The organism is Kaistella sp. (assembly GCF_032060305.1).
GTDB classification, from domain to species: Bacteria; Bacteroidota; Bacteroidia; order Flavobacteriales; family Weeksellaceae; genus Kaistella; species Kaistella yananensis.
In genome coordinates this window covers 40,703-52,774 of record NZ_DAMBHK010000006.1, presented here as the reverse complement: position 1 = coordinate 52,774, position 12,072 = coordinate 40,703, and the positions used below count along the sequence as shown (strand labels likewise).

The 12,072-nt window shown below is 39.8% G+C and carries 12 protein-coding genes; 6 read left to right on the top strand and 6 right to left on the bottom strand.

From position 1 onward, the window contains the following. The 3 genes from sufC to V5N63_RS01700 form a co-directional block, all read right to left on the bottom strand. The coding region (gene sufC, locus V5N63_RS01710; protein ID WP_332032442.1) for a Fe-S cluster assembly ATPase SufC at positions 1 to 677 on the bottom strand (677 nt) is incomplete at its 3' end. Between the two features lie 67 nt (positions 678 to 744). Then, the gene (sufB, locus tag V5N63_RS01705; RefSeq protein WP_332032440.1) at positions 745 to 2,193 is read right to left on the bottom strand and encodes a Fe-S cluster assembly protein SufB; all 1,449 of its coding nucleotides are present in this window, start codon (positions 2,191 to 2,193) and stop codon (positions 745 to 747) included. A 6-nt stretch (positions 2,194 to 2,199) separates the two neighbouring features. Further along, on the bottom strand, positions 2,200 to 2,529 hold the full coding sequence (locus V5N63_RS01700) for a HesB/IscA family protein (RefSeq protein WP_332025700.1): 330 nt from the start codon (positions 2,527 to 2,529) through the stop codon (positions 2,200 to 2,202). Positions 2,530 to 2,678: 149 nt separating this feature from the next. Here V5N63_RS01700 and V5N63_RS01695 point away from each other — a divergent pair, with 149 nt between their 5' ends. Beyond that, the gene (locus V5N63_RS01695) at positions 2,679 to 3,521 is read left to right on the top strand and encodes a GLPGLI family protein (RefSeq protein WP_332032438.1); all 843 of its coding nucleotides are present in this window, start codon (positions 2,679 to 2,681) and stop codon (positions 3,519 to 3,521) included. A gap of 54 nt (positions 3,522 to 3,575) precedes the next feature. Here the strand turns inward: V5N63_RS01695 and V5N63_RS01690 are convergent, their stop codons facing one another. Continuing rightward, positions 3,576 to 4,340: a murein L,D-transpeptidase catalytic domain family protein gene (locus tag V5N63_RS01690; RefSeq protein WP_332032436.1), complete on the bottom strand. Its 765-nt coding sequence runs from the start codon at positions 4,338 to 4,340 to the stop codon at positions 3,576 to 3,578. Between the two features lie 146 nt (positions 4,341 to 4,486). Here V5N63_RS01690 and V5N63_RS01685 point away from each other — a divergent pair, with 146 nt between their 5' ends. The 3 genes from V5N63_RS01685 to V5N63_RS01675 all read left to right on the top strand — a co-directional run bounded on the left by V5N63_RS01685 (position 4,487) and on the right by V5N63_RS01675 (position 8,081). After that, positions 4,487 to 4,858, top strand: a complete 372-nt coding sequence (locus V5N63_RS01685) for a hypothetical protein (RefSeq protein ID WP_332032434.1) — start codon at positions 4,487 to 4,489, stop codon at positions 4,856 to 4,858. A gap of 69 nt (positions 4,859 to 4,927) precedes the next feature. Next, positions 4,928 to 7,600 carry a TonB-dependent receptor domain-containing protein gene (locus V5N63_RS01680; protein WP_332032432.1) on the top strand — a complete coding sequence of 891 codons (2,673 nt, stop codon included), beginning with the start codon at positions 4,928 to 4,930 and terminating at the stop codon, positions 7,598 to 7,600. Positions 7,601 to 7,622: 22 nt separating this feature from the next. Continuing rightward, positions 7,623 to 8,081, top strand: a complete 459-nt coding sequence (locus V5N63_RS01675) for a hypothetical protein (RefSeq protein WP_332032430.1) — start codon at positions 7,623 to 7,625, stop codon at positions 8,079 to 8,081. 52 nt (positions 8,082 to 8,133) lie between these two features. Here V5N63_RS01675 and msrB read toward each other — a convergent pair whose 3' ends face one another. Further along, a complete protein-coding gene (gene msrB / locus V5N63_RS01670) occupies positions 8,134 to 8,664 on the bottom strand; it encodes a peptide-methionine (R)-S-oxide reductase MsrB (RefSeq protein ID WP_332032428.1) in 531 nt (176 codons plus the stop codon). A 74-nt stretch (positions 8,665 to 8,738) separates the two neighbouring features. Between msrB and V5N63_RS01665 the strand changes: the two genes are divergently transcribed. Further along, a complete protein-coding gene (locus V5N63_RS01665; protein WP_332032426.1) occupies positions 8,739 to 9,983 on the top strand; it encodes a DUF445 domain-containing protein in 1,245 nt (414 codons plus the stop codon). Positions 9,984 to 10,005: 22 nt separating this feature from the next. Here the strand turns inward: V5N63_RS01665 and V5N63_RS01660 are convergent, their stop codons facing one another. After that, complete coding sequence (locus tag V5N63_RS01660) at positions 10,006 to 11,016, bottom strand: quinone-dependent dihydroorotate dehydrogenase (protein ID WP_332032424.1); 1,011 nt, start codon at positions 11,014 to 11,016, stop codon at positions 10,006 to 10,008. A gap of 189 nt (positions 11,017 to 11,205) precedes the next feature. On the opposite strand from V5N63_RS01660, the gene V5N63_RS01655 reads away from it, so the two are divergent. Beyond that, positions 11,206 to 12,072, top strand: an 867-nt coding sequence (locus V5N63_RS01655; RefSeq protein WP_332032421.1) for a glycine--tRNA ligase, incomplete at its 3' end; no start/stop codon positions are given.

Below are 12,072 nucleotides of genomic sequence, written 5' to 3'. Positions count from 1 at the left end.
ATGATTTTTCCATCAGCTAAAACGTGTACAAAATCGGGCTGAATATAATCTAAAAGTCTTTGGTAGTGAGTAATCAGCAAAACTGCATTGCCTTCATTTCTGAATGAATTTACGCCGTCTGCAACAATTCTTAGTGCATCAATATCCAAACCGGAATCGGTCTCGTCCAGAATAGCTAATTTCGGATTCAGCATCATCATCTGGAAAATTTCGTTCCTTTTCTTTTCGCCTCCTGAAAAACCTTCATTTAAAGATCTTGAGAGAAAATCTCTCTTGATTCCCAATTTTTCTGAGTTCTCGCGAATCAGTGCCAACATTTCCTTTGCGGGCATATCTTCCAAACCTTTCGCTTTTCTGGTTTCATTAAGAGCAGCTTTAATGAAGTTCGTCACAGAAACTCCCGGAATTTCTACAGGATACTGAAATGAAAGGAAAATCCCTTTGTGCGCCCGGTCTTCTGGTGCATCTTCGATAATGTTTTGACCTTCAAACAGAATCTCCCCGTCGGTTACTTCATAATCTTCTTTCCCGGAAATAACCGATGAAAGTGTAGATTTTCCGGCACCGTTCGGTCCCATAATGGCGTGAACTTCGCCCGGGTTGATCTGTAAATTAATTCCTTTTAAAATTTCTACGCCGTCTTCTATTTTTGCGTGTAAGTTATTGATATTTAGCATAATGTAGTTCTGTTTTGTGTTTTGTTCAAATGTAACAATCGGTTCTGAATCTTACTTTAAACTGTTTTTATCCAACTGATCCTTCCAGGGAAATTTCAAGCAATTTCTGAGCTTCGATTGCAAATTCCATTGGAAGTTTGTTTAAAACTTCTTTACCGAAACCGTTCACAATCAATGCGATAGCTTTTTCGGTATTTATTCCTCTCTGGTTACAGTAGAAAATCTGGTCTTCGCCGATTTTTGAAGTGGTAGCTTCGTGTTCTAACTGTGCCGTGGGATCTTTGATTTCGATATATGGGAAAGTATGTGCGCCACATTCGTTACCCATCAAAAGCGAATCACATTGCGAGAAGTTTCTTGCTCCCTTTGCGGAAGGCATTACTTTCACCAAACCGCGGTAAGAGTTATTGGATTTTCCTGCGGAAATACCTTTCGAAATAATGGTGGAACGCGTGTTTTTACCGATGTGAATCATCTTGGTTCCGGTATCGGCATACTGATGATTATTCGTCACGGCAATGGAATAAAACTCGCCAATAGAATTGTCGCCTTTCAGAATACAGCTCGGATATTTCCACGTAACGGCAGAACCGGTTTCTACCTGCGTCCACGAAATTTTTGCATTTCTTTCGCAAATTCCTCTTTTCGTTACAAAATTGAAAACACCGCCTTTTCCTTCTGCATCACCTGGGAACCAGTTTTGGACGGTAGAATATTTAATTTCCGCATCATCCATCGCAATAAGTTCTACAACTGCCGCATGGAGTTGGTTTTCGTCTCTTGCCGGTGCGGTGCAGCCTTCGAGATAAGAAACATAACTTCCTTCATCAGCAATCACCAAAGTTCTTTCGAATTGCCCGCTTCCAGACTGATTGATTCTGAAATAGGTAGAAAGTTCCATGGGACACTTCACACCTTTAGGGATGTAACAGAAACTTCCGTCGGAAAATACGGCAGAATTTAACGCGGCATAGAAGTTATCGCCTCGCGGAACAACTTTACCGATGTATTTTTTTACAAGATCAGGATAATTCTGGATGGCTTCCGAAATCGGGCAGAAAATAATTCCTTTTTCCAAAAGCGTCTCCTGGAAAGTTGTTTTCACAGAAACCGAATCCATTACGATATCTACCGCCACACCGGAAAGTCTTTTCTGCTCTTCGATGTTGATTCCTAATTTTTCGAATGTTTTTAAAAGTTCCGGATCTACTTCATCTAAACTTGCCAATTCCGGTTTTTTCTTGGGCGCAGCGTAATATTTTATTGCCTGAAAATCTGGTTTTTCATATTGTACATTGGCCCAGGTTGGCTCCTCCATTTTCAGCCAGATTCTGTAAGATTCCAGCCTCCATTCCGTCATCCATTCCGGCTCATTTTTCTTTGCCGAAATCATTCTTACCACTTCTTCGTTCAGACCGGTAGGAAAATCTTCATACTCAATATCTGTCTCGAAGCCGAATTCGTATTTTTGGTTTTCAAGATCGACCCTTAAGTCGTCTTCTGTATATTTTGACATAATTTTTTATAAACTAAAAGATTCACCGCATCCGCAAGTTCTGTTTGCATTGGGATTATTAAAAATAAAACCTTTCCCATTCAAACCTCCCGAATATTCCAGCGTTGTGCCTGCAAGATACAGGATCGATTTCTTATCGATGATAATTTTAATCCCGTTATCCTCGAAAACCTGATCTGCATCAGTTTTTTCGTTATCGAACTTCAAAACATATTCAAGACCCGAACAGCCACCGCTTTTAACGCCGACTCTTATAAAATCTTCGAAAGGCTTAAAACCGTCTTCAGTCATCAACTGAATGGCTTTTTCTTTCGCATGATCGCTAACTTTTATCATTGTTTTTATTTAGACTGATTTTAGATTGCAAAATTACTAATAATATAATGAATATCAAATTTGTGGCGGTATATTTGTCTATCCGACTTATAGAAGAAAGAATTTAACTTTCCGGAACGATCCGGATCAAAAAACCAAACAGCTAATCAATGAAAAAAATCGGTCTTATTATTCTGGGATTATGTTCCCAATTGAGTTTTGCGCAGGCGAACCGTTTCATCTATCAGGTAACAATGAAACCCGACTCTACCAACAGAAACGATATCAAAACTGAACTCGCCTATCTTGACGCTACGCCCGAAAAATCGATATTCTACGGAGAAAAAAGGCTTCAGCGCGATTCTCTATTTACAAAAGTGAGACAAACAGGAAGTTTCAATTTCGACCGGAGCCAAATGCAGAATCTCCGTTCGAACATCGACTTTACAGTGGATAAAGATTTTAAAACAAACACCAAAACTTTTACGTCCCGAATTGCCAGAGACCAGTATGCTTATGAAGAAGACCGGCCAATGGAATGGAAAATTCTAACGGAAACTGCAAAAATTGGAGATTACAAAACCCAGAAAGCTGAAACTCAGTTTGCCGGAAGATCATGGTTCGCATGGTTTAACACCGATATTCCTTTTCAGGATGGGCCGTATAAATTTTCCGGACTTCCAGGGCTTATCGTAAAAGTTGAGGATTCCAAAGGCGACTATTCTTTCGACCTGAAAGAGACTAAAAAAATCGCAGCAATTCAGGCTTTTAGCCAATCGGGAAATCCTGTTAAAGTAAAAAGAAAAGACTTTGTAAAACAGGAAACGCTTTTCCGCAAAGATCCGGCATCTTTCATGCAGGCATCAATGGGTTCGGCAAGAGGAGGATCCGGAATCACTGCTCCCCAGAGCAGAGGTTCAATGAGAACTCCCGACCCAAACCAGCGCAGGCAGATGGAAACAAGAATGGCTGAAGAGCTGAAGAAAAACAACAACCCGATCGAATTAAAATAAAAGAAAATCCCGGTTCACATCGAACCGGGATTTTCATATCAACTATTGAAAAAACTAAATGTTTTCGGGATTTTTCAGCCATTCCGTTTTTGAAAGATACCTTTCATCGGGATAATAAATAAAGAGGCAGTTCTGGCCTTTTATCGTATTGATGATCGGTTCTGCCAGCGCTCTTGGCACCGCCGGACAACCCCAGCTTCTGCCAATTCTGTTCTGGCTTTTAATGAAATTTTCACTCACATAATCGGCACCGTGCATCACGATGGCTCGTTGCAAAGCGGCGTCATTATACCCCGGATCAAGCCCCAGAAGTTTCAGCGAATAGCCGTTGCTGCCGTTATATGTACTTTCCGTAATATAAAATCCAAGGCTGCTCTGGTAGGAACTTTCGGTATTGGAAAACTTCGCTGCAAATTCTTCTCCCGTATTTTTTCCGTGAGCAACCAGCGAATTAAAAAGTACTTTTTTCTCTTCAAGATCAATAACCCAAAGTCTTTTCTCGGTAGAGGAAAGCGAAAAATCGCAGACGGTAAGCAAATGGGAATCTTCAGGAAGTTTGCCGGCTTTTTTCAGATTATTGAATCCTAAATAAGCTTTTGAAAAAACATCAGGATTTAAGGCATTTATTCCTTCAAAACTGAGGGAGGAAAAAATTTCTTCGCCCGTTATTTGTATTGAATTGGTCTTTTTTCCGGCTGATAAAATTTTGACGTGAGCTTTAAGTGAAGTTTTGGTGTCTGAAACTGTCGCTACATCCCTTTTATAGAAAGAGGTTGCGACAATAAATACCAAAAACAGTGTTAAAAGAACTTTCTTCATAAAACATTATGTTAAATTGATTTTAGGACTGCAAAACTACAAATAATTAAATATCAAGTGGTTGAATCAATTTTTTTTAACTGTTTTTTATGAAACTTTAACTGATTTGGCTGCCTTCGGATTTATTTTATTAATTTTGCAGACGCATGGCGAAATCATTAAAAATATTTTTAATTATTCTAGGGTTGGGAATCTTTATTCTACCCAAACAAACCATGTTTGCGCAGAAGGTTGAAAATTGTTGTGAGGAGAAATCTAAAAAAGACGAATGTTGCAACACAGAAAAAACCAAACCCTGCCACGAAAGCAATCCGAAAAAAGGTTCTGAGAAAGATGGTTGCAAAAATGACTGTGCCAATTGCCACTCGTGCTCGGTAAATATTGCGCTGAACTATATTTCTCCCGAATCATACACCTCGCAGAAGAAACTGTTCATTAAAAAGATCAGTTACAATTACGAAATTTCTTTTTTTTCCTCAAGTATTCAAAACATTTGGCAACCGCCAAAACTTTGTTAATTTATTGACTGTCAGCCAGAAGAATGTTCTTTTGGCAACACTTATTTTAAATTAACAAATTCAAATAAAATGAAAATTTTACTGAAAAGTCTTCTGATTTTTTCACTCTTATTCACCAATTTCCTTTTTGCACAAACAATTACCAAAGCCACCTTTAAGGTAAAGGGCGAATGCGGCATGTGTAAGGACCGAATAGAAACCACCGCAAAAAAAACAGGTGCAACATCTGCCAACTGGAGCGCAGAATCCCAACAACTTACTGTAGAATATGATGCAGCGAAAGTAAATCCCGAAGAATTACTTAAAAAAATCGCCGAAGCCGGTCACGATAACGAAAAATTCAAAGCGCCGGACAGCGTTTACGAAAATCTTCCGGGTTGCTGTCATTACGAAAGAGAGCCTTCTTTTTTAACTGTAACGACTGCAGAAAGTACAAAACCAGTAAAATCGGACAATCAGTTTTTCGTGAGAGGAAATTGTGTTTCGTGTAAAACAAGAATCGAAAAAGCTGCAAAAACTGCCGGCGCCGATGCGGCAGATTGGAATCCTGAAACCCAAACCGTAACGCTGGATTTTAATCCCGCAAAAACTTCAGCTGATGCAATTTTGAAAATGATTGCCGATGTGGGTCATGATAATGAAAAATATACCGCGAGCGATTCCGTTTATAAAAACCTTCCCGACTGTTGTCTTTACGACCGCACATTGCCTTTGGGCGTAAAGAGTGATTTGGTTCACATGGAAGAAAGCCCAGCTCCAAAAAAAGATTTCACCCAACATGCAGATCATGTTGACAAAAGCATTGAAGAGGTGAAACTCATAAAAATGGGCGAAGCTACTGCACTCAACAAAAAAGAAACAGGCCTTACCTTCAACATCAGTTCTAAAGAATTACTGAAAGCGGCCTGTTGTAATTTGTCTGAAAGTTTCGAAACCAACGCAACCGTTGATGTGGCATTCAGCAATGCGGTTACCGGAACCAAGCAGCTGAAGATGTTAGGTTTAGACCAGAAATACACCTCTTTAACAAAAGAACTTCTGCCTTCCATCCGTGGTTTGGCGTCTCCTTACGGAATGAATTTAATTCCCGGCCGATGGATTGGCGGAATTCAACTAACAAAAGGAGGAAGCACCGTTACTAACGGCTATGAAAGTATTACAGGCCAAATTAATACCGAACTTTTAAAATTTAATGAAAAACCAGAAACTGCCATCAATTTTTTTGGTGACATTAACGGAAGGTTTGAAACCAACATCACTTCAACCAGCGCTGTTTCCGACCATTGGAATCAAACTTTATTGCTCCATGGTAATGCGACTTTAGCAAAAATGGATACTAATGACGACGGATTTTTAGATCAACCGACAGGAAACCAAATAAACGCTTCTTATTTGTTGAATTACAATGATTTAGATCACTCAGGTATTGGTACACATTTCGGAATTAGTTTTGTGAAAGATGAAAGGTTCGGTGGGCAAAAAGATTTCGATAAAAACATTCCGCAAAGTCAACAAAGTCTGTATGGAGTTGGAATCGATATTTCCAAATTCGATATCTGGAATAAAACCGGCTATGTCTTTAAGGGTAAACCTTACCAAAGTATCGGCTGGATGAACCAGTTTACGTATCATCAGCAGGACAGTTTTTTCGGCCAAAGAAATTATCTCGGTAACCAGAAAACCTTTTATTCAAACTTAATTTTCGAAAGTATTTTCGGGAATACCAATCATAAATACAAAGCTGGAGCAAGTTTTTTGTATGATGATTTCGATGAAAATTATCTGACGCAGAATTTTAAAAGAACTGAAACCGTTCCCGGACTCTTCTTCGAATATACGCTGACCGGTCTTAAATACACCTTGGTTGCAGGCGCCAGAACCGATTTCCACAACCTGGCCGGAACCCAGTTTACACCGAGATTGAACTTTAAATATGACCTTACTCCGAAAACGATCTTGAGACTTTCCGCAGGAAAAGGTTTCAGAACAGCCAATATTTTCGCGGAAAACCAACAGTATTTCGCGTCTAACCGCCAGATCGAAATTTTAGGAAACGGCGGAAATATTTATGACCTCAAACCGGAAATTGCCTGGAATTACGGCGCAAGTCTTCAGCAGGAATTCAAGCTTTTTAACAGAAAAGCGACCTTAGTAGCTGATTTTTTCCGAACCGATTTCCAGGATCAGGTTTTGGCAGATCTGGATATTTCTCCGAACAAAATTGTATTCTATAATCTTGACGGAAATTCTTACGCCAACAGTTTCCAGACACAACTTGATTTCGTACCGGCAAAAAATCTTGAACTGCGTTTGGCTTACAAATATTATGATGTTCAGGCAGATTATTTAGGCGGAAAAAGAGAGATACCGTTTATGGCGAAAAACAGAGGATTTTTTAATGCTTCCTATTCTACAGAAAAAAATTCAAAAGGAGGATTCTGGAATTTCGACACCACGTTACAACTCGTAGGAAAACAAAAACTGCCGAATTTAAATGCAAACCCTGCAGAATTCAGACTTCCTGAATATTCCGCTTCGTTCGCTACTTTGAATGCACAGGTTTCGAGAAACTTCAATAAAAATATTCGTGTATATTTGGGTGGAGAAAACCTAACCGGTTACACCCAGGATCAGCCGATTATTGATGCTAAGAATCCTTTCGGCAATTATTTCGACGGCGGAATGGTGTATGCGCCAATTATGCCCGCAAATGTGTATCTTGGTCTGGATGTTTCGTTTTAGTTAAAAACTTAAATTAATCCTTATGAAAAAAATATCAATCGTACTTTTTGCAGCCGCAGCTTTTACGGTTTCGTGCAAAAATACCAAAACAACGGAATCTCAAGCAAAAGATGGTTCAGAAACAGCAACCAGTGCTGCAGCTACTGGCGAAAATCCCCAGAATACAGCAACAGCAACTACTACAGCAGATCCCAACAGACCAGCGTTGAATCCCGCTCATGGCGAACCATATCACCGATGCGATATTCAGGTAGGTGCACCACTCGACAGCCCCGCTCCGGTTCAGGCTCCCGCCCCACAGGTTATTCCTCAACAGGCGCCGGTAAGTAATAATTTCAATACCAATCCTATTGCACCTTCAGCGGCACCGGCACCATCGGTGTCTTCAACTTCATCATTAGGACCTAAACCAGCGCTGAATCCACCACATGGCGAGCCGCACCACCGTTGCGACCTGCAGGTAGGCGCGCCTTTGACTTAAAAATTTAATTATTAAAATAGAAATTGCGGAATTTATGATTCCGCAATTTTTTTTATTTTTTCTCTGAATCCACTACAAATTCTAAACTTAAAGAGTTCATACAGTATCTCGTTCCGGTTGGCGGCGGCCCGTCATTAAAAACATGGCCCAAATGCGAATCGCAGCGTTTGCAAACCACTTCTATCCTTTCCATCCCATGAGAGGAGTCTCGTTTGTAAGCGGTACCTTCTTTATCGGCTTCAAAAAAGCTTGGCCACCCACAAGTAGAAGAAAATTTAGCATCTGAACGAAAGAGATGGTTACCACAAACCGCGCAGTAATAGTCGCCCAACTCATCAAATTCGTTATATTTTCCGGTGAAGGGTCTTTCAGTATCGGCTTCGCGGGCGATAGCGTATAAATCCGGCGAAAGGATTTTTCTCCATTCAGAACTGGGAACATTCAGTTTCGTACGGTCGGTACGGGAATAATATGGATTGTTTTTTGTAGCAGAATTTTCCATTACTTCTTTATTTTGAGGTTGTTTTACCTGAGAACACATTTGCAGCAAAATGAGCATCAGCATCGAAATTATAATTTTCATTTTTTAAAAACTCATTTTTAAATTATTTAGTATTCAAAACGAATTTAGACTTCAAAATTAGTAAATTTGAAACAATGAACGACGAAGAAAAAAAAATACAGCTCCGAAAATACAAGACCTTTGCCACCGGACTTTTTGTTTTGATGGCGGTAATTTTTGTGGTGATGACGATTCTCGAAAAGAAAAATCCGGCTCACTGGATCGGCTACATCCGCGCTTTTTCCGAAGCAGCAATGGTTGGGGCTTTGGCCGACTGGTTCGCCGTTACCGCACTTTTTAATTATCCTTTAGGCCTTAAGATTCCGCACACGAATTTAATTGAAAACAGCAAGGAACGTATTGGGGATAATCTTGGGAATTTCGTGGTTTCTAACTTTCTTTCTCCCCAAAATATCCGGCCGTATATTCAGAAGCTCAAAATTTCTCACTTTGCCGGCGAATGGCTTTCGAAGGAGCGCAACCAGGAAAATCTGGTGAAGGAACTTTCGAATATCGTTTTGGATATCCTTCATAAACTAGACGATACAGCGGTGGTAAAATTTATTGGAAACAAGGCCAAGGAAATGTCCAACGACATAAAAATTAATCACATTTTAGGCAGCGGAATTGAGTATGTTCTCGATAAAAACGATCATCAAAGGATGATTACCGGTCTTTCAAAACAGATAAAAGATTACGTGCTGCAAAATCAGGAAATTGTGAAAAACCGTGTAAAAAAGGAAAGTTTCTTCCTGATTCCTAAATTTGTAGACGACACCATTGCCGAAAAAATCACTAACGGACTTTCGTCTTTCTTTGAGGAAGTAGAAAACGATCAAAACCACTCTTTACGAAGTGAAATTACCCAGAAACTGTACGCTTTTTCGCATGAAATACAAACCGAAGAAAAATGGGCCGAAGAATTTCGCGGGATTAAAGATGATTTCCTGAACGAAGAAAAACTACAACAATATTCAAAAGACATCTGGAATTCCATTAAAAAATCACTGTCAAAAGAACTGGAAGAAGAAAATTCAGCCCTTAAAAATTATATCAAAAAAAACCTGACGGAACTTTCTCAGAATTTAAAAGATGATGAAAATTTCCAGAATAAAATCAATCACTGGGTACGCGTCACCGCATATAAATACATTCTGAAAAACACGCACCAGGCGGCCAATCTCATCAGTTCAACGGTTGGAAACTGGCAAGGCCGTGACCTCAGCAGAAAACTGGAACTGGAAGTGGGGAAAGACTTGCAGTTTATCCGCGTGAACGGCACTTTAGTCGGTGGTTTGGTGGGATTAATTATTTATACCGTTGCGAATTTTTTCTTATAATCGGTGAGCGTTTTAACCGCTTTCAAACACCTTTTTGCAGGAGTTTTTTGTTGATATCCCGAATCAGTTCAGGTCCTTCATAGATAAATCCGGTGTAGAGCTGGATTAAACTTGCGCCCGCTGCCAGTTTTTCGAGTGCATCTTCCGCAGAATGAATTCCGCCAACACCGATTATGGGAAAAGCCTTTCCGCTTTTTTCGGAAAGAAAACGGATGATTTCCGTGGAACGTTTTGCTAAAGGTTTTCCTGAAAGTCCTCCCGTTTCTTTTTGATTTTCTGAAATCAGATGTTCTCTTGAAAGCGTAGTGTTTGTGGCAATAACGCCTGCGATTTTCGTGTCTTTTACAATGTCGATGATATCCAAAAGTTGTTCGTCTGTAAGATCAGGAGCGATTTTCAGTAGAATCGGTTTTTGTTTTTCTTTTTTGGAATTGAGTTCCTGAAGTTGACTTAAAAGTTTCGTTAAAGGTTCTTTTTCCTGTAAAGCACGGAGATTTGGTGTATTAGGCGAACTCACATTTACCACGAAATAATCAACGTACGGGAAAAGTTTTTCGAAACAGATGATATAATCGTTCACCGCTTCTTCGTTCGGCGTCACCTTATTTTTACCGATATTTCCGCCAATCAGTACGTTTTTATTCTTCTTTAATCTTTCTACCGCCGCGTCTAATCCGCCATTATTGAAACCCATGCGGTTGATGATGGCAGAATCTTCTTTTAGGCGGAACAATCTTTTTTTAGGATTTCCATCTTGCGGTTTTGGGGTTAAAGTTCCGATTTCAATAAAACCAAATCCAAGATCTGACAGTTCGCTGAACATTTTCGCATCTTTATCAAAACCTGCAGCCAACCCAACCGGATTTTTAAATTTGAGGCCGAAAACTTCACGTTCCAATCTTTTGTCTTCAATAGGTTTCGGAAAAAACAATTTGGTGAGAAATCCGAAATTTTTAAGAAGATTAAAAGTGAAATAATGTACTTCTTCAGGATCGAATTTAAAAAGAATAGGGCGGATAATGCTTTTGTACATGGGAGAAAAGTTTAGCAAATTTAAGGATTTATAACTAAACTTTTTAAAGAAAACTGCACGAACCTAGTTCTGATCGCAGCGGCATCCTTTTGCGGAGCGAAGCGCAGTAAAAGATATAGCGGAGAGCAGGTTCCCGGCTCCTTAAAATTAGAATAAATTTCCCTATTTTTGCACAAATACTTAAAAACGATGGCTAAACAGGAAGATGTTTTCAAAAAACTGATTTCACATGCGAAAGAATATGGTTTTATTTTTCCTTCGAGTGAGATCTACGACGGACTTTCAGCGATTTACGATTACGGACAGAACGGTGCGGAACTGAAAAACAACATCAAGCAATATTGGTGGAAAGCAATGGTGCAGATGAATGAAAATATTGTGGGAATTGATTCTGCAATTTTCATGCATCCTACGATTTGGAAAGCTTCCGGGCACGTTGACGCCTTCAATGATCCTTTGATCGACAATAAAGACTCGAAAAAACGTTTCAGAGCCGATGTTTTGCTGGAAGACTACTGTGCGAAACTCGAAGAAAAAGCTCAGAAAGAAATCGACAAAGCAGCCAAAAGATTCGGTGACGCTTTCGATAAAAATGAGTTTGAAACCACGAATGCACGTGTTTTAGAATACCGAGAAAAGCAGAAAACCATTCTTTCCAGAATGGCAAAATCTCTTGATAATAATGATCTTGCCGATGTAAAAGAATTGATCGAGGAGCTTGAAATCGCTGATCCTGAAACCGGTTCGAAAAACTGGACCGACGTTCGTCAGTTCAATCTGATGTTCGGAACCAAACTGGGTGCTTCCGCAGATTCAGCAACCGATTTATACCTGAGACCTGAAACTGCACAGGGGATTTTTGTGAATTTCCTGAATGTGCAAAAAACTTCCCGCCACAAATTGCCTTTCGGGATTGCCCAGATCGGTAAAGCCTTCAGAAATGAAATCGTTGCAAGGCAGTTTATTTTCAGAATGCGTGAATTCGAACAGATGGAAATGCAGTTTTTTGTTCCACCGGGTACCGAACTTGGTTTCTACGAAGAATGGAAACAGAAA